The organism is Actinopolyspora sp. BKK2 (assembly GCF_011291845.1).
Classification (GTDB): Bacteria; Actinomycetota; Actinomycetes; order Mycobacteriales; family Pseudonocardiaceae; genus Actinopolyspora; species Actinopolyspora saharensis.
The window spans coordinates 548113-566380 of sequence record NZ_JAANTE010000002.1 but is presented as its reverse complement, the minus strand read 5'-3'; the positions used below and the strand labels follow the sequence as shown (position 1 = coordinate 566380).

The window sequence follows — 18268 nt, the reverse complement described above, 5'->3', positions numbered from 1 at the left end:
CCCGCGCGAAGCGCTCCTCCCGGAGGGGTTCCGGGAGGAATCGTTCCGCGCGGAACCGCGCTCAACGGCGCAGCGCGGCCGGCGCCTCGGCCGGCACTGCCGGGTGGCGCGGTTCCACCGGTTCCACCGGGCGGTACTCCGCGGACTGCGCGGCGCGCGGATCCGTCTCGCCCTTGTTCGGCCACATGGAGAAGGCTCGCTCCGCCTGCGCGGTGATGGTCAGCGAGGGGTTGACCCCGAGGTTCGCGGTTATGGCCGAACCGTCCACGATCGACAGATCGGGGTAGCCCCACGCGCGGTGGTACGGGTCGATCACTCCGCTGCTCGGGTCCGAACCGATCGGGCACCCTCCGATGAAGTGGGCCGTCAGCGGAATGTCGAACAGCTCGCCCCAGGTTCCCCCGGCGATCCCGTCGATCTTCTCCGCGGCCAGCTCGTTGGCGCGCTCACCGGCGGGGATCCAGGTCGGGTTGGGAGCGCCGTGCCCCTGGCTCGAAGTCAGCTTGCGCCTGCCGAACAGCCCCTTGCCCAGCCTGGTCCGCAGCGAGTTGTCCAGGCTCTGCATCACCAGCAGGATCACGGTGCGCTCGCTCCAGCGCCGCACCGACAGCAGCCGCAGCGTGGTGAGCGGGCGCGTGACCGCCGAGCGCAGCCACTGCCTCCAGCGCGGAGCGCTCTTCCCGCCGCTGGTCGGCAGGGTCTGCAGCAGCCCCATCGCGTTGCCGCCCTTGCCGTAGCGGACCGGCTCGATGTGCGTGTCCTCGTCCGGGTGGAACGAGGAGGTGATGGCGGTTCCCTCGGAGAAGTTCTGGTTCGGGTCGACCGAGTTCCGCTGTGCCCCGATGATGGCTTCCGAGTTGGTCCGGGTCAGTTCGCCCAACCTGGGGGACAGCGCGGGCAGGTCCCCGTTGTCCCTGCAGCGGTGCAGCAGGTTCTGCGTCCCCCACGTTCCCGCCGCGAGCACGACCTGGTCGGCGGTGAACGTGCAGGGGCGCTTCGCCAGCACGGCCCCGGTCCTGCTGGTGCGGACCCTCCATCGCCCGTCCGCGTCCTTGCGCAGCCCGTCGACCGTGGTCATCGGCCACACCTCGGCGCCCTTCGACTCGGCCAGGTAGAGGTAGTTCTTCATCAGGGTGTTCTTGGCCCCGACGCGGCAACCGGTCATGCAGGCACCGCACTCGGTGCAGCCGGTGCGCTCCGGTCCCGCTCCGCCGAAGTAGGGGTCGCTCGTGCGCTCACCGGGCTTTCCGAAGTAGACGCCCACGGGGGTGGGGTGGTACGTCTCCTCCGCTCCCATCTCCGAGGCGATCTGCTTGATTACGCGGTCGGAGGGGGTCACGGTCGGGTTCGTGACCACGCCCAGCATTCGGCTGGCCTGGTCGTAGTGCCGGTCGAGCTCCTTCTCCCAGTCGGTGATGTGGGCCCACTGGGAGTCGGTGAAGAACGGCTTCATGGGGCGGTACAGGGTGTTCGCGTAGACCAGCGAACCACCGCCCACTCCGGCACCGGCGAGGATCAGCACGTTCCGCAGCATGTGGATGCGCTGGATGCCGTAGCAGCCGAGCCGCGGGGCCCACAGGAAGCGGCGGAAGTCCCAGGAGGTCTTGGGGAACTCCTCGTCGGCGAACCGTCTGCCCGCCTCCAGCACGGCGACGCGGTAGCCCTTCTCGACCAGGCGCAACGCGGCCACGCTGCCGCCGAATCCGGAACCGATCACGACCACGTCGTAGTGCCCGCGAGCCGAGCTCTCCCCGCGAGGGTGTTTCCGATCACTCATGCCGGAGAGAGTAGAGCAACTTACTCGCTAGTAGCCATAGTTCGCGGCAAATGCGTTCACCCGTTGGACACTTCCCGAGGCAGGTTCGGTCACCGAACGATCGGTCCGGCCGCTCGCCACCCCGAGCAGCCGGACCGCCGAGCAAGGGACTCTCCCCCAAGAGCTCCCCACCGACGAAAGTGCTTACGAGCCTACGCAGTCGGCACCGCCGCAAGCGCCCCGAGCCGTCCTAAGCCCCGAACCAGGACTCCCACGCGAAGGGCGTCACCCCAACGCAAGCGCTCTGAGCCTGCGCAGTCGGCACCGCCGCGAGCCAACCAAGCCGACGCGAAATCCCCGACCAGGAACTCCCGACCAGGGCATCACCCCAGCCCAAGCGCTGCGAGCCCGAGCAATCGACACCGCCGCAAGCACCCCGGGCCGCCGGGTCCCCGGACGGGAACTCCCGACCAGGGCGTCACCCCAACGCGAGCGCTGTGAGCCTACGCAACCCAACCGACCGCGGGTTCTCTCGTGGTGCTCTCGCGAGGAAGGCCCGACGTTGTGTAGGTCGCTACCCGATGTCGGGCCTCCCCGCAGCGAGAGCCCGCGAGGGGTTCCGCCACCCGCACCGCCACGCAAACCGAGCCACCGAACCGCCCAAAAACATCAGCGGCACAGCATCAAACCGACCTTCTGAAACTCCTTGAGCTCCGAGTAACCGGTCTTGGCCATCGCACGGCGCAGCGCGCCGAACAGGTTCAGCGTGCCGTACGGATCGCTGCTCGGGCCGAACAGCAGCGTCTCCAGGTCCACGCCCGCGCTGTTGAACCCGACGACCTCGCTGCGCGGCAGGTTCGGATGGGCCGCCGCGGCGGTCCAGTAGTAGCCGTGCCCGGGGGCCTCCGAGGTCTCGGTGAGCGGCTCGCCGAGCATGACCGCGTCCGCGCCGCACGCGATCGACTTGGCGATGTCTCCCGAGTAGGTGAGTCCACCGTCGGCGATCACGTGCACGTAGCGGCCGCCGGTCTCGTCCAGGTAGTCCCGGCGCGCGGCGGCGGCGTCCGCCACGGCCGTGGCCATGGGCACGCCGATCCCCAGCGTCTGCGTGGTCGTCGCCGAGCGGGACTGCCCGAACCCGACGATCACACCGGCGGCTCCGGTGCGCATGAGGTGCATGGCCGTGCGGTAGTCGCCGACACCGCCCGCGATCACGGGGACGTCGAGGTCGCCGATGAACTGCTTGAGGTTGAGCGGATCGCCGTCCCGGGAGACGTGCTCGGCCGAGACGATGGTGCCCTGCACCATCAGCACCTCGACCCCCGCCGCCAGCAGGGTGGGCGTGAGCTCCTCCGCGTGCTGCGGGCTGACCCGCGCGGCGACCGTGACCCCCGAGTCCTTGATCTGCTTGACCGCCTCGGTGAGCAGGTCGGTGCGGACGGGGGCCGCGTGCAGCTGCTGCAGCATGGCGATCGCCGCCTCCGGACCCTCGCCCTCCTCGGCGACGCGCACGATCTGGTTGAGCTCGCCCTCGACGTTCTCGTGGCGCGCCCAGAGCCCTTCCGCGTTGAGCACCCCGAGACCGCCGAGCTCACCGATGCGGATGGCCGTCGCCGGGGACACCACCGCATCGGTCGGATGGGTCACCAGCGGAATGTCGAGTCGGTAGGCGTCGATCTGCCAAGACAACGAGACGTCCTTGGAGGAACGAGTACGCCGCGACGGCACGATCTCGACGTCTTCCAAGTCGTAACCGCGCATGGCCGTCCGGCCCATGCCGATTTCCACAAGATCCCGCACGTGTGTCCTTCCCGCGGTGCCGCTGTACTGTCCGAGGGGTCGGCCGCGCCCCGTCCGACCCGGCGAGGCACGCTACCGCGTCGTGTAGTTGGGGGCCTCAACGGTCATGGTGATGTCGTGCGGGTGGCTCTCCTTCATGCCCGCAGTCGTCACCCGCGCCAGGTACGCCTGCTGCAGCTCCTCGATCGAACCGGATCCGGTGAATCCCATTCCGGAGCGCAGTCCGCCGACGAGCTGGTGCACCACCTGACCGAGCGGTCCACGGTAGGGGACCCGGCCCTCGATGCCCTCCGGAACCAGCTTGTCCTCGGAAAGCACGTCGTCCTGGAAGTAGCGGTCCTTGGAGTAGGACTGCCCGTCGTCCTTGGAGGACATGGCTCCCATGGAGCCCATGCCCCTGTAGACCTTGAACTGCTTGCCGTTGACCAGCACCAGGTCGCCCGGGGCCTCCGCGGTCCCGGCGAAGAGGCTGCCCAGCATCACGCTGCTCGCACCGCTGGCGATCGCCTTGGCGATGTCGCCCGAGTACTGGATCCCTCCGTCCGCGACCAGCGGGACTCCCGCCGGGCGGCAGGCCTGGTCGGCTTCGTAGATGGCGGTTATCTGGGGGACGCCGACCCCGGCCACGACACGGGTGGTGCAGATCGAGCCCGGGCCCACACCGACCTTCACGGCATCGGCCCCCGCGTCGATGAGGGACTGCGCCCCGCTCCTCGTCGCGACGTTGCCCCCGATGACGTCGACCGAGTCCCCGAGCTCCTGCTTGAGGGTCGCCACCGTCTCGGCGACCGCCTTGGAGTGCCCGTGCGCGGTGTCCACGACCAGCACGTCCACGCCCGCCTCGACCAGGGCCATCGCCCGTTCGTGGGAGTCGGCACCCACACCGATCGCCGCGCCGCAGAGCAACCTGCCGTCGGAGTCCTTGGTCGCCTCCGGGTACTGCTCGGTCTTGACGAAGTCCTTGACCGTGATCAGGCCGCGCAGCTTGCCGCTACCGTCCACGATCGGGAGCTTCTCGACCTTGTTCTCCCGCAGCAGGTCGAGCGCCTCATCGGTGGTCACCCCGACCCTGGCCGTGATCAGCGGGGCCGTGGTCATGACTTCCCGGACACGCTTGGTGTGGTCGGTCACGAACCGCATGTCCCGGTTGGTGATGATCCCCACCAGGGCGCCGTCCGGTTCGGTCACCGGCAGCCCGGAGATCCGGTACCGCGCGCAGAGGGTGTCCACATCGGACAGGGTGTCCTCCGGCGAGCAGGTCACCGGATCGGTGACCATGCCGGCCTCGGACCGCTTGACGACCTCCACCTGCGCGGCCTGCTCCTCAGCGGGCAGGTTGCGCTGCAGGATGCCGACGCCGCCCAGCCGGGCCATCGCGATGGCCATCCGGGCCTCGGTGACCGTGTCCATGGCCGCGGAGATCAGCGGCGAGCGCAGCCGTATGTTCCGGGAGAGTCGCGTGCTCGTGTCCACGGCGCTCGGGACGATGTCCGACTCGCCGGGCAGCAGGAGCACATCGTCGAAGGTCAGCCCGAGCGTCGCGAACTTCGTCGGAAAGCCCGGGGCGGTGAGTTCGCTGGTCATAGCGCGAAGGAGTGCCTTCCTCGATCAGTTTGAAGTGCCTGGCGTCCCGTCCGGGAGTGGTCCGTGCCGCTCGGGTGCTCACAAGCGAAGCGGTGAGAACGTTTCACGTCTCACCGAGCATCCACACGAGGGCACTCCCTGAGGCGAGCGGAACCCGCGAGCCCTTCCGACGAAGACGCTCGGCGACCGCGGAAGGACTGCACCACAAACGCCTCGACACGACTCACGGGCGATGTCCTCCCATGGTATCGATTGCGCGCGCCCGGGAAGTCCCCGGCCACGGGACCGGAGGGGTGGACCGTACCGGTACCGTGCGGGTCGTGCCGCATGACCCATTGCCACCAGACCCGTTCGCGGGCGATCCGGAAGACCCGAGCATGGCCCTCGGCGATCAGGACGAGCAGGACCAACAGCTCGGCGACGAGGAACGGGCCGAACTGCTCTCGGACCTGGCCGACCTGGCCGTGTATCAGGCGCTGCTGGAGCCGCGCGGTATCCGCGGGATCGTCGTGGACTGCGCGGACTGCGGCGAAGCGCACTACCACGACTGGGAGCTGCTGCGGTCCAGCCTCGAACAGCTGCTCAACGACGGACGGATGCGCCCGCACGAACCGGCTTACGAACCGAACCCGGGCAACTACGTCAGTTGGGAGTACTGCCGTGGCTTCGCGGACGGAGTGATCGAGACCGAGGACCAGCGCAGCCGCTGATCGAGGTCGAGCACAGCCAGGGCGGCACCGCCACGCGGCGGTGCCGCCGTTCTGATCCTGGAAGGCCCGGCGAACCCGCCGGACGGGCGACCGACCACCGACCGGTGTTGTCGTGTCCCGTCCGACGACTCACAGCGGAACTTCGCGCCGCTGGTCGGCCGGCCCCGGGAACGTGAGCTTCGCCTCCCTGGCGGGCTCGAAGCGCTCGGGCCGCGAGCGGCTCCGTGCGACCCGCGCCGAGCCGCACGGAGCGTCGATCAGTCGAAGATCGAGTTCGTCGAGTCCTCGCTGCTGCTGCCAGAGGTGTTCTCCCCGTCGTCACTGCTCGGACTCTCGCTCCCGGTCGAGCTCGACTCCCCGGACGAGGAAGTGGGCGGCTGCTTCGAGGTACTGCTCGGCACGCTCGAACTCGTGGGCGGCGAGGTCGGCTCGGAGCTCGGGGAGGTGGTGCTCTCCGAGGACTCCTCGGAGGAACCGGACGGGGGCGCACCCTGCTGCTCCGAACTGCTCGACTCCGTGGAGGAGCTCTCCGGCGGTGTCGGCGGTTCCTGGAACTTCGCGCTCAGCGAGGCGTGCGCGGCACGGAGCTCGGAACGCCGCTCACCGGGATCGATGGTGCTGAACTGTTGCTTGGCCTGCTGCAGCGCCGTCTCCGCGGCCTTCTCCTGCCCCTGCTGCCAGGCCTGGCTGGCGTGCTCCAGCTGGGTTTCCGCGCGGGAGGCCGCCGCCGCGGAAGCGGCGCGATCGCTGTAGAGCACCTGGGTGACGCCCCACAGCGCGTCCCCGGGGCCCGCGTCCCGCGCCGCCAGCCCGACCCCGGTGAAGGTGATCATCAGCACGGCCGCGGCCGTGGCCACCGGCACCAGGTGCCTTCGCTTGCGAGCGCGGCGCTTGGGTTTGCCCTCCTCCAACGCAGCGACGGCGCTGTCCGTGTCGACGAGCTCACCGACGGGTGCGGAGTCGACATCGCGTCGCCATGCCAGCAACAGGGCCTCGACATCGACACCTGACTCGTCGGAGAGGGACTCGCTTCCGGACTCCACTCCACCGAGCGTGTTCAACAACTCGTCATCGGCTCGCAGTTGAGCGATGTCCAGCGGTTCCTCGTCCTCGTCGAGGTCCTCGGTGAGATCGAGGTCCTCCCCCGAGTCGACCTCGGCGCGATCCGAACCGTGCTCGTCCGGGGCACCGGACCGATCACCGGCGTCCTGGCGGGGCCGGAACTCGAGCACCTCGGCGCCTTCCGACTCCGGGACGCCCGCCCGGGTCGTGCTCTCCGTCCCACCGGACGAAGTCGTTTCGGCCCCGTCCGACCCACCCGCTCCGGACTGCTCCGAATCGGTTTCCGAACGGGAGAACCGGTCATCCGACTCGGAATCCCCGCCTGCGGGAGCGGTGGAGCTCGTTCCACCTTCCCCGACGTTCAACCGGTCGTCCTGCTGGCCGGGCTCGACGGAGTCACGCTCCTTGTCGTCTCCTCCGGAGCCTCTGTTTTCCGCCATTCAGACCACCTCCTCCGCGGACAGCGTCTTTCGCAGCCGGGCGAGCGCACGGTGTTGCGCCACACGCACAGCTCCCGGCGTCGAACCGACCGCTTCGGCGGTTTCCTCCGCGGACAACCCGACGACCACCCGGAGCAGCAGGATCTCCCGCTGCTTGGCCGGCAGCACACGCAGCAGTTGCGCCATCCTGCCCGAAAGCTCGCCCTGTATCGCTCGCTGTTCCGGTCCGGCCTCGGACTCCGGGGTGTCCGGAGGATCCGCGACCGGTTCGGACCGGTTTCGAGCCGATGCACGGTGCGCATCGGCCACTTTGTGCGCGGCGATGCCGTACACGAACGCCAGGAATGGACGACCCTGGTCCCGGTAGGTCGGTAGCGCCGTCAGCACGGCGAGACACACCTCCTGGGCAACATCGTCAGCCGAAGCGAACGAGCGTTCGTTCCGGCCCACCCTGGCGCGGCAGTACCGCACCACCAAAGGACGGATTTCGGCGAGTAAGCGCTCGATCGACTGGCGGTCGCCGTCGATGGAGGCGCTGACCAGAGCGTCCAGCCCGTCCCCCACGTTGCTCATCGCAGACGCCAGCCTCGGTGTTACGCGTTGACTCGAATCGAAGTTGCCCGGATCCAATGACGTGCCGAGCACGCCGATCCCGTGGTCACACTACCGGCCGGATGTAGCGACCCGTACACCGACTGGACATCATGCGGGGCCGGGGAAGCACCGCGACGTGCGGGCGGTCCCCCGCCCGCAGCCCGGTCCGCTCGACGCCCTCCCGGCGCTCCAGTCGCGCCGGAGGATGCGAAAAAATCCGCTGACCTGCCTCAACGGCAGACGAGGCAGCTCGTGGAGGCGCGCTTCCTGGCGCGCGCACGAGCGCGCGGGGCGCCGCGGAACGCCGCTGCTCCGACGGCCTTCCGCGCCCACCCTCGCTCAGCAAAAGTGAGTGACTTTCAGCACAGATCAGTTGTGCTGCGGAATCCCGCATCGGGAGACTCGTCACAAGTCTCGTCGGGTTTCGATGAGCGACCGAAACCCCACGAGGAGGACGCCCCGAGGAGCACGCGAGGCGATTCGCCCCCGGACGCGGGCGCCCGCGCGTCCCGAACGGAGGACCTCGCTCAGGCGACCAGTCCGCGCCGGAAACCGTGCGCGACGGCTTGAGCCCGGTCACGCACCCCCAGCTTCCGGAACAGCCGTCGCGCGTGCGTCTTGACCGTGTCCTCGGAGAGATAGAGCTCACGCCCGATCTGCCCGTTGCTCTTGCCCTGCGCCATCCCGCGCAGCACCTGGAGTTCGCGGTCGGTGAGCTGCACACCGGGGTCGGAGGGCTGACGCGGAGCGGGCACCGAGGTGCTCGCCAGGGTGTGCGCCAGGGCAGCGACCAGTTCGGGGCGGGAGGCGTCCCAGCGCAGATATCCACGGGCCCCACCGGCGATCGCCGCGGCTATGCTGCCCGCGTCGTCCGGTGCGCCGAAGACGATCACGTTGGCCTGGGGGTGAGCGGACACGAGCCTGCGGGTGGCCTCCACTCCGTTGGGCACCGCGCGCTGGGTGCCCACCAGAACGACATCGACCGCCTGCCGGGCGAACCGGGAAAGCAGCTCGTCACCGTGGGCCACACAATCGATTCGACTCACTCCCGGTACGGCCGACATCACGCGAGTGAGCCCCTCCCGGACGCTCCGCCGGTCATCGCAAATCAAGACCGTCGTCACGGGAACTCCCTTCCTACAGGCGAGTGAACGTTCCACCTCCCCCATCGGACACAAACCGGCGGAGCTTGACCCGCACGACGAAGTCTCTCTCCACTTTCGGTCGATACGCCCACCGCGCAGGCTTCACCGGAACGGAGTAACCGAGCCGTAAAAATTTCACCCGTTCCGGGGTAGGCAGCTCAACACGCCCGATAACCTGCGAGATTCCTCCGCACCACTTCCCATTGATCATCCCTTTAGGACAGAGCGAAGATCCCGAATCACCTCGAGCAGACCTTCGTGTGACTTACATCACCCCCCGGTCTCCTTTCGTCCCCAACGAGCCCGCGCCCCGAGAGGCCGACTCGAGCGACGACCGCCCGCCCCGCGAAGCAGCGCTCCGCCGCACGTCCTAGAAGTCGTCCGCGGGGGCCAAGCTCTCGAGCTGGGTGAGCGCCCCCTCCCAGGAGTCCAGGTGATCGACGTGCTCCGGCAGGGCCTCGGTCGACCATCCCGGTCCAGCGGCGAACACCCGCACGCGCTGCCGGGGACGGGGCAGCCCGGTGAGCACCTGGGGATCGGCGAAGACCGAGTGCGCGGACCAGACGAGCACGGCGGCCGGGGCCGCCCTCCGGATGGCCGCCTCCAGCCCCTCTCTGGGCAGCGCGGAGGCGAACAGGCGGTGCCCCACTCCTCCCCGGGCCAGTGCGGCCGCCAGCGCGACCAGGTCGAGGGACTGCTGCTCTCCCGGAGCGGTCGCCAGCAGCACGGGACGCGGATTGTGCGGCGGACCGGAGTTGGCGATCACCGAGCGCAGCACCGTCAGCGCCGAGTCCTCCAGCAGCTTCGGCATCTCGGCACCGGTCCCCGTGCGCTCCCGCAGCTCGGTCAGCGCCCTGCTCACCGGGCTCAGCACTTCCCGGCGCATCGCACCGACCCCCTGGTCGGTGACGCTTTCCAGCAGGATGCGCTGCGCGCCCGGGGAATCCAGTGCGAGCACGGCCCGCCCCAGTCCCCGCGCCAGCGGAGTCGCCCCCGCCAGGCGCAGGCCACGTCCACCGGTGTTGGCGGTGTCGACGGGTTCCTCCGCGGTTTCCCCGTCGCTGTCGAGCACCCCGGACATCAGCACGGCGCCCTCGGTGTTATCCACCGGGTGCTCCTGGACGGGCTCCCGCCTGGATCCGCGTTGAGCGGTTTCCCCTCCGGACGCCGCCTTCCCGTCCTCGTGCCGCGCGGAGGCCGCGTGAGCGTAGCGGGCCGCCTCCGCCGGGGAGGCTCCGCGCAGCAGGGCGTGCTGCATCAGCTCGAGACGGGCCACGTCCTCCGGTCCGTACCGCCGGTGACTCCCGGAGGAGTGCTCCGTGGGGCCGAGCCCGTACCGGCGATCCCAGGTGCGCAGTGTCGCGGGGGCCACTCCCAGCCGGCGAGCCACGGCCGCGACTGAGAGCTTCGGAGCGGTTTCCGACTCGGTTCCCTCCGAGCACGCACCCCCGTATCCAGCGAAATCACTGCCTTCGGGCTCGTTCGCTGTGGCGGAGCCCGTTCCGCACGCGGACGATTCGGCGTCCACAGCCGACCACCTCGTCACCTCGACCACATCATCACGGGACATGTTCGTGGTAGCGCACGCGTCGAGGCAAGCCGTGCCCGGCCAACTCATTGTCACTCCAACGTGAACCATCTTTACCAGCAAAAAGGGTTGAACAAGCTTTGACTCGGTTTTACTGTGATCCGTGCGAGGCCGCGGTGACACACCGTGGCAGGGAGGGGACCCACCGAATTGGAGGTGGTTGTCGCAATGGCGGACACACGACGTCTTCCGGGGCCGAACGCCGATATCTGGGATTGGCAGATAGAGGGGCTGTGCCGGGGGATGGACAGCGCGTACTTCTTCCACCCGGACGGAGAGCGCGGCCCTGCCAGGGCCCGGCGTGAGGCGAAGGCGAAGGAAGTGTGCCATCGCTGTCCGGTTCTGGAGCAGTGCCGAAAACACGCACTGACGGTTCAGGAGCCCTACGGGATCTGGGGCGGACTGTCCGAGTCCGAACGCGAGGTCATCATCAAGAACAACCGCAAAACGGACGCACCGATGCCCGCGTGATCGGACGCAGCCGGGCGGCACTACCAACTGTGATCGAAGTTGGCCCAGTACCGCTTGACGGTACTTCCAACACGGGGCTCGCCCGACTCGGGTGCTCCGCCGACGCGGTGTGAGCTTCTGGAGTGCGTGGGCTCGGCGGCCTCACGAGGCGCCGAGCGCGCGGGCGGTCACCCGGGCGGGGGCGAGCCGCTGCTGCGAGTTCCCCGGGCCACCGGGAAACGTCCGGTTCGAACCGGTGGCACCGCGAGCCGTGTCGCGGCGCGCAGGGTTTCCGACGTGTCGGAGTCAACGGGGGGAGCGCGTCGGAGACCACCCGAACCGCGACACGAAATCGGGGCGGCACCCACGAGGTGCCGCCCCGATTCTCATGTGTGGCTCTCACAGCCCGCCGAGCAAGTCAGTGGCTGTGGCCGCCGGAGGAGTTCTCCTCCTCTTCCGGCTTGTCGACCACGGCGCTCTCCGTGGTCAGCACCATGCGCGCGATGGACGCGGCGTTGGAAACCGCCGAACGGGTGACCTTCAGCGGGTCCACCACGCCGGGGCCGTTCAGGTCGCCGAACGTGAGGTCGGCGGCGTTGAAGCCCTGGCCCCACTGCATGTCGCGGACCTTGGAGACCACGACGGCGCCTTCCTCGCCCGCGTTGTTGGCGATCCAGAACAGCGGGGACTCCAGCGCACTGCGCACCAGCTGGACACCGGTGGCCTCGTCGCCCGAGAGCCCGAGGTTGTTGTCCAGCGCCTTGGAGGCGTGCACCAGGCTGGAACCGCCACCGGGGATGCTGCCCTCCTCCGCGGCGGCCTTGGCCGCGGAGACGGCGTCCTCGATGCGGGACTTGCGTTCCTTCATCTCGGTCTCGGTGGCCGCACCGACCTTGAGGACCGCGACGCCGCCCGCGAGCTTGGCCAGCCGCTCCTGCAGCTTCTCGCGGTCCCAGTCGGAGTCGCTCATCTCGATCTCGTTGCGGATCTGCTTGACGCGACCCTGGACGTCGTCCTTGTCGCCGCCACCGTCGACGATCGTGGTGCTGTCCTTGGTGACGGTCACGCGGCGGACCGAACCCAGCACCTCGGGACCGACCTCGGAGAGCTTGAGCCCGACGTCGGGGGAGATGAGCTGGGCACCGGTAACGGCGGACAGGTCCTGCAGGAAGGCCTTGCGGCGGTCACCGAAGTACGGGGCCTTGACGGCCACGACCTTGAAGGTCTTGCGCACGGCGTTGACCACCAGCGTGGACAGCGCCTCGCCCTCGACGTCCTCGGCGATGATCAGCAGCGGCTTGCCGTCGTTGGCCACGCGCTCCAGCAGCGGGAGCAGCTCCTGCATGTTGGAGATCTTGTCCTGGTGCAGCAGCACCTGGGCGTTCTCCAGCACGGCTTCCTGCCGCTCGGAGTCGGTGACGAAGTAGGGGGAGACGTAGCCCTTGTCGAACTGGACGCCCTCGGTGACCTCCAGCTCGGTGGCCAGCGTCGAGGCCTCCTCGACGGTGATGACACCGTCGTCGCCGACCCGCTCCATGGCCTCGCCGACCAGGGAACCGATGTTCTCGTCCCTGGAGGAGACCGTGGCGATCTGGGCGATGTTGTCCCTGCCCTTGACCGGAGTGGACTGCTCCTTGAGGGACTCGATCACCGCGTCGGAGGCCTGCTGGATGCCGTTGCCCAGCGAGGCGGGGTTCGCGCCCGCGGCCAGGTTGCGCAGGCCGCCGCTGACCAGCGCCTGCGCCAGCACGGTCGCGGTGGTGGTGCCGTCGCCGGCGACGTCGTTCGTCTTGGTCGCGACGTTCTTGGCGAGCTGAGCACCCAGGTTCTCGTACGGGTCGTCGAGCTCGACCTCACGAGCGATGGTCACACCGTCGTTGGTGATCTGCGGCCCGCCGAACTGCTTGTCCAGTACGACGTGACGACCACGCGGCCCCAGAGTAACCTTCACGGAGTCGGCGAGCTGGTTGACACCGCGCTCGAGCGCGCGGCGCGCCTCCTCCTCGAAGCTGATTTGCTTAGCCATGTTTCAACAGCCCTTCAGCGTGAATGCCAGGATGTCTGTTCGCCGAACGGGCGCGCAGTCGAACGCGAGCGCGCGGTCGTTCCCCGACCGCCTGCCTACGTCCGGCGAGCAGTGACTCGCAGGTAAGCCGCCCCGGAGGTCCGCACCTCGGGACCGCCGGGGCGGCACTTGCCCACGAGGACGTTCACGTCCCCCGTCGATTGGACGAGAAACCCTCGTCAGTCGGACGAGCCGGTCGTCAGTTGACGACGGCCAGCACGTCGCGGGCGGAGAGCACCAGGTACTCCTCGCCGTTGTACTTGACCTCGGTCCCGCCGTACTTGGAGTAGATCACGACGTCACCCTCGTTGACGTCGAGCGGGATGCGGTTGCCTTTGTCGTCCACACGACCAGGACCGACAGCCAGGACCTTGCCCTCCTGCGGCTTTTCCTTGGCCGTGTCCGGGATCACGATGCCGGACGCCGTCGTCGTCTCGGCCTCACTTGCCTGGACAACGATCTTGTCCTCAAGCGGCTTGATGCTCGCCACGGTCTTGACCTCCACCTTCTGGGGCCTTCGAAGCGTTGGCTGGATGTCTGACGGCTCCGTGACTCCCCGCCGTCGCGGGTGCCGGGGCGCTCCGGCGCCGTTCATCTAGCACTCTACCGATGAGAGTGCCAACGTTCAACACGACCCTCCCGAAAGCGCGAAAATTCGCCCGGCGGTGTTCAACCCGCCTGGACACGCGGCCATCCCCGGAACGTTCACCCCGTGCTCACGCAATACATGAACAGAGCTCACTTTTGTTCGGGATCGTGATCCCCGACGCTCGAGCCGGGAGGCCGCGCGGACCGGGCGATCACTGCTCGCTCGGTCGAGTCGTCCCCGGGAAGTCGGCTCCACGGCCTTCCACCCTTCCACCGCGCGACCACCCGCGCGAACCGAACCGCGCACTCTCCGAGGAGGACGCATGAGCGGGCCGCCACACCACCGGGAGCAGTCCCACCTCCCCGACCGCAGAACGCTGCTGAGCACCGCGCTCGGAGCCGCAGCCCTGGGCTCGGGAACGGGCAGGGCCGCCGCCCTCGCCCCGGGAGCGGGGCACGACGGCACCCGCGACCGCGGGAACCCCTTCAACCTGGGCATCGCCTCCGGAGACCCCTCCCCCGACGGATTCGTGCTGTGGACCCGCCTGGCCCACGAGCCGCTGGCCGAGGACGGACGCGGCGGAATGCCTGACCGGGTCATCGACGTGGACTGGCAGATCGCCGAGGACGAGGGGTTCCGGCGGGTCGTGCGCAGCGGAACCGAACAGGCGCTGCCCGCCCGCGCCCACTCCGTCCACGTCGAACCGACCGGACTCAAGCCGGACCGGGAGTACTACTACCGCTTCCGCGCCGGACGGCACACGACGCGGACCGGGCGAACCCGGACCGCCCCGGCCCCCGGCGCCCCGAGCTCCTCCCTGACGGTGTGCACGGCCTCCTGCGCCGCGTGGGAGCACGGCTTCTTCACCGCCTACCGCAGGATCGCCGAGGAGGAACCCGACCTCGTGCTGCACCTCGGCGACTACATCTACGAACTCGGCCACCTGCAGTACCCGGTGCTGTCCGGGATCGCGCGCGACGTCGCCGGCTCCGAGGCGCGGACCCTGGCCGACTACCGCAGGCGGTACGCGCAGTACAGGACGGACCCGGACCTGCAGCTCGCGCACGCGGTCGCCCCCTGGGTGGTGGTCTGGGACGACCACGAGCTCGACAACAACTGGGCCGGACAGCACCCCGAGCTCCCCCAGCTCGGGTTCGACGAGCGGCGCGCCGCCTCGTTCCGGGCCTACTACGAGAACATGCCGCTGCGCTCCGCAGCCAAACCTCAGGGCACGGACATGCGGCTGTACCGCCGGATCGAGTGGGGCGGGCTGGCCAACTTCCACGTGCTCGACACCAGGCAGTACCGCGACGACCAGGCCTGCGGCGGTCTGGTCGGGCCCTGCGGCGCGGAGTCCGCCCCGGAGCGCTCCATCACCGGTGACCGGCAGGAGAACTGGCTGCTGGACGGGCTGCGCCGCTCCGGGGCGCGCTGGGACCTGCTGGCCCAGCAGGTGATGTTCGCCCGGAACGACACTCTGGACGGTCCGCTTACCTCGACCAGCATGGACACCTGGGACGGCTACACGGCGTCCCGCAGGCGGATAACCCGGGGATGGATCGAGGCCGGAGTGCGCAACCCCGTGGTGCTCACCGGCGACATCCACGAGCACTACGCGGCCGACCTCAGGACCGACTACACCGACCCGGCCTCGGAGGTGGTCGGCTCGGAGCTCGTCACCACATCGGTCACCTCCGGCGGGGACGCGGAGGAGGACGAGTTCACCGGAGATCCGGACAACCCGCACATCCGCTTCCACAGTGGAATGCGCGGCTACCTGCGCACCAGGATCACCCCGGAGGAGCTCCGCGCGGACTTCCGCGTGCTGCCGTACGTCTCCCGCGCGGGCGCGCCGGTCGACACGAAGGCCTCCTTCGCCGTGGCCGACGGTGTTCCCGGCCTACAACACGGAACCGGGTGATCGGTATGCGAGAGATCTCATCGCCACCCCGGGTGCGTGCACCGTGATCAACTGTGTGCCCTAGGTTACCGGGTATGCCCGCACCGACCAGGCCGACGAACCAGCCCTGGAAGCGTCGTCCCCGTCCGTCCCGCCCGCCCGGTCCGTTCGGTCCACCCCGGAGGCCCACCAATCAACGAATCTGAGCCGCCGCACCGGAATTCCTCGGCTCGGTTCGCGGGGCGGTGCGCTTCGGGGCTTCGGGGAGGCTTCGGCGGTGCCGCTCCGCGAGGTATCCCGGAACTCGGAACGTTTCGCGCGAAACCGTCACCCCCGCAACCACTCCGGAGAGGACGTTTCGCGCGAAACCGTCACTGCCTCACACCATCGGGTGGCCACACTGCTCATCCTCACCCAAACAGGTGGTGACTTTCCCGTCTCCGAGAGTTAACCCGATGACCACCGGATCGCGGTGGCCCACCCCCTCGGCGCACGAGAGGGTGTCCGCCGGTTGGTTCTCGAACTGCTATCTGGAGGAGCGGGATGTCCGAATCCACCACGTCCGGTTCGCACAGTCCACTCGGTCGTCGCTCGGTGCTGCTGGGCGGGGCCGCCGCGGTCGGCGGTGCCGCGCTCGCGGGCACGACGGCGGGAATCGCGCACGCCGGAAGTCACGGCCGCCCCGGAGCGGGCGTGGGCAGACTGAAGGAACCGTTCGCCCTCGGGGTCGCCTCGGGCGACCCACTCCCGACCGGCATCGTGCTGTGGACCCGTCTCGCCCAGGACCCGACGGCCCCCGACGGCATGGGCGGCATGCCGAACAGGACCTACCCGGTGCTCTGGGAGATCGCCGAGGACGAGAGGTTCGCGCGCCCCGTGCAGCGCGGACGTGCCTGGGCCAGCCCGGAGCACGGGCACAGCGTCCACGTCGAGGTCGACGGACTGCGTCCCGGTGCCGAGTACTTCTACCGCTTCCGCGTGGGCAACGAGGTCTCGCCCACCGGGCGGACCCGCACGGCCCCGCCCCCGGGCCACCTGGGTGATCTGACGCTGTGCTTCGCCTCCTGCTCCCACTTCGGTCAGGGCTACTTCACCGCCTACCGCAGGATGGCCGAGGAGGAGCCGGGCCTGATCATGCACCTCGGCGACTACCAGTACGAGTACGCCGCCGCGGACGACGACGTGCGGACGGTGGCCGGCCCGGAGACGAAGACGCTGGCCAACTACCGGCAGCGGCACGCGCAGTACAAGACCGACCCCGACCTGCAGCTGGCCCACTCGGTGGCCCCCTGGCTGGTGGTCTGGGACGACCACGAGACCGAGAACAACTGGGCCGACGAGGTTCCGGAGGAGCCGCAGGAGAACTTCCTGAAGCGCCGCGCCGCCGCGTTCAAGGCCTACTACGAGAACATGCCCCTGCGCAGCGGTGCCCGGCCCGACGGCATCGACATGCAGCTCTACCGGCGGATCCGCTGGGGCGGGCTGGCCAACTTCCACATGCTCGACACCAGGCAGTACCGCGACGACCAGCCCTGCGGGGACGGTTACAACAAGGAGTGCCCGGAGCGCTTCGACCCGGACCGCACCATCACCGGGCAGCGCCAGGAGAACTGGATCCTCGACGGCTTCCGCAAGACGGACGCGCGGTGGGACGTGCTCGGCCAGCAGGTGTTCTTCTCCAAGCTGGACCTGACCGCAGGCCCGGGCGAGGGCTACAACATGGACTCCTGGGACGGCTACGTCGCCAACCGGGACCGGATCGCCCACGCCATGGCGGACAGCAACGTGCGCAACGGAGTGGTGTTCACCGGTGACGTGCACCAGCACTGGGCCGCCGAGATCCGCGACTCGCACGAGCACCCCGACTCGCCCCCGGCGGGCACGGAGTTCGTCACCACCTCGATCACCTCGGGCGGGGACGGCAGCGGCGAGCCCCAGCAGGGCGTGGTCGACGACAACCCGCACGTGAAGTTCAACCAGGACCTGCGCGGCTACGTCCGCACCCGGTTCAGCTCGGAGGAGCTGCGGGTGGACTACCGGACGCTGGACTACGTCTCCGAGCGCGGGGCTCCCGCCAAGACCGAGGCCACCTTCGTGGTCAACGACGGGGAGCCGAGGCTGAACCGGCGGAAGTGACACGACTCCGGCGGCAGTGACCGCGCTGGTCGCGGGTGCTTTCCGGTTCCGCTCGAGCCGGGAAGCACCCGCGGCGGGTCGAGGTCGCCGGTGCCCTGCGGACGAAGGTCCTGCCCGTCCGCGACGACCTCGCCGATGCCCCCCCAGCTGGGCAGCGACCTCGCTGCGTGCTCGGCCGGAGCGGACTACCCGGCGTCGTTGTCCTCGCGGCTGGCGGAGAAGGCCCCGAGCGCGAACGCGACCACGCCGAACACCACGGAAGTCAGCCAGTGCCCGGTCCACGGGAATCGCTCGGTGAAGCTGTCGGCGACACTCGCGCGGTTTATCACTATCATGAAGAGCATGCAGGCGCACGCCCCGACGAAGGCGAGCCTGCGCGCGAAAGTGGAACGCCGCCGGGGCTGACTCATGGGGTCCCTCCTGACCGAGGTCTTCTGCTCAGCTGGTCA

At 69.3% G+C, this 18268-nt stretch carries 14 protein-coding genes; 4 read left to right on the top strand and 10 right to left on the bottom strand.

All coding sequences use genetic code 11. The annotated features are described in order from the left end of the window. Positions 1-61: 61 nt before the first annotated feature. The 3 genes from G9Q41_RS06460 to guaB all read right to left on the bottom strand — a co-directional run bounded on the left by G9Q41_RS06460 (position 62) and on the right by guaB (position 5140). Positions 62-1777, bottom strand: coding sequence for a GMC family oxidoreductase (locus G9Q41_RS06460; protein WP_165631805.1), 1716 nt, complete (start codon positions 1775-1777; stop codon positions 62-64). Between the two features lie 648 nt (positions 1778-2425). Then, entirely contained in the window at positions 2426-3556 is a 1131-nt protein-coding gene (locus G9Q41_RS06455) for a GuaB3 family IMP dehydrogenase-related protein (protein ID WP_092526207.1), read from the bottom strand. Positions 3557-3628: 72 nt separating this feature from the next. Beyond that, complete coding sequence (gene guaB, locus G9Q41_RS06450; protein WP_092526204.1) at positions 3629-5140, bottom strand: IMP dehydrogenase; 1512 nt, start codon at positions 5138-5140, stop codon at positions 3629-3631. A gap of 311 nt (positions 5141-5451) precedes the next feature. Here guaB and G9Q41_RS06445 point away from each other — a divergent pair, with 311 nt between their 5' ends. Continuing rightward, entirely contained in the window at positions 5452-5850 is a 399-nt protein-coding gene (locus G9Q41_RS06445) for a DUF5319 domain-containing protein (RefSeq protein WP_165632100.1), read from the top strand. 257 nt (positions 5851-6107) lie between these two features. On the opposite strand, the gene G9Q41_RS06440 is transcribed toward G9Q41_RS06445, so the two are convergent. The 4 genes from G9Q41_RS06440 to G9Q41_RS06425 form a co-directional block, all read right to left on the bottom strand. Next, positions 6108-7352 (bottom strand): hypothetical protein, encoded by a 1245-nt coding sequence (locus tag G9Q41_RS06440; protein ID WP_165631806.1) that lies wholly within the window; start codon positions 7350-7352, stop codon positions 6108-6110. Then, positions 7353-7925 (bottom strand): sigma-70 family RNA polymerase sigma factor, encoded by a 573-nt coding sequence (locus G9Q41_RS06435; RefSeq protein ID WP_017976715.1) that lies wholly within the window; start codon positions 7923-7925, stop codon positions 7353-7355. A gap of 548 nt (positions 7926-8473) precedes the next feature. Then, complete coding sequence (locus G9Q41_RS06430) at positions 8474-9070, bottom strand: response regulator transcription factor (protein ID WP_026152733.1); 597 nt, start codon at positions 9068-9070, stop codon at positions 8474-8476. 391 nt (positions 9071-9461) lie between these two features. Next, positions 9462-10619 (bottom strand): MerR family transcriptional regulator, encoded by a 1158-nt coding sequence (locus G9Q41_RS06425; RefSeq protein ID WP_217637979.1) that lies wholly within the window; start codon positions 10617-10619, stop codon positions 9462-9464. A 228-nt stretch (positions 10620-10847) separates the two neighbouring features. Between G9Q41_RS06425 and G9Q41_RS06420 the strand changes: the two genes are divergently transcribed. Beyond that, entirely contained in the window at positions 10848-11150 is a 303-nt protein-coding gene (locus G9Q41_RS06420) for a WhiB family transcriptional regulator (protein ID WP_026152734.1), read from the top strand. 397 nt (positions 11151-11547) lie between these two features. Here the strand turns inward: G9Q41_RS06420 and groL are convergent, their stop codons facing one another. Together groL and groES are read right to left on the bottom strand one after the other, a co-directional pair. After that, on the bottom strand, positions 11548-13155 hold the full coding sequence (groL, locus tag G9Q41_RS06415; protein ID WP_092526193.1) for a chaperonin GroEL: 1608 nt from the start codon (positions 13153-13155) through the stop codon (positions 11548-11550). A gap of 238 nt (positions 13156-13393) precedes the next feature. After that, positions 13394-13699, bottom strand: a complete 306-nt coding sequence (gene groES, locus G9Q41_RS06410) for a co-chaperone GroES (protein ID WP_092526190.1) — start codon at positions 13697-13699, stop codon at positions 13394-13396. Between the two features lie 406 nt (positions 13700-14105). Between groES and G9Q41_RS06405 the strand changes: the two genes are divergently transcribed. After that, positions 14106-15704, top strand: coding sequence for an alkaline phosphatase D family protein (locus G9Q41_RS06405; RefSeq protein ID WP_165631807.1), 1599 nt, complete (start codon positions 14106-14108; stop codon positions 15702-15704). Positions 15705-16226: 522 nt separating this feature from the next. Beyond that, a complete protein-coding gene (locus G9Q41_RS06400; protein WP_092526185.1) occupies positions 16227-17819 on the top strand; it encodes an alkaline phosphatase D family protein in 1593 nt (530 codons plus the stop codon). Between the two features lie 185 nt (positions 17820-18004). On the opposite strand, the gene G9Q41_RS06395 is transcribed toward G9Q41_RS06400, so the two are convergent. Continuing rightward, a complete protein-coding gene (locus tag G9Q41_RS06395; RefSeq protein ID WP_165631808.1) occupies positions 18005-18229 on the bottom strand; it encodes a hypothetical protein in 225 nt (74 codons plus the stop codon). Between the last annotated feature and the right edge of the window lie 39 nt (positions 18230-18268).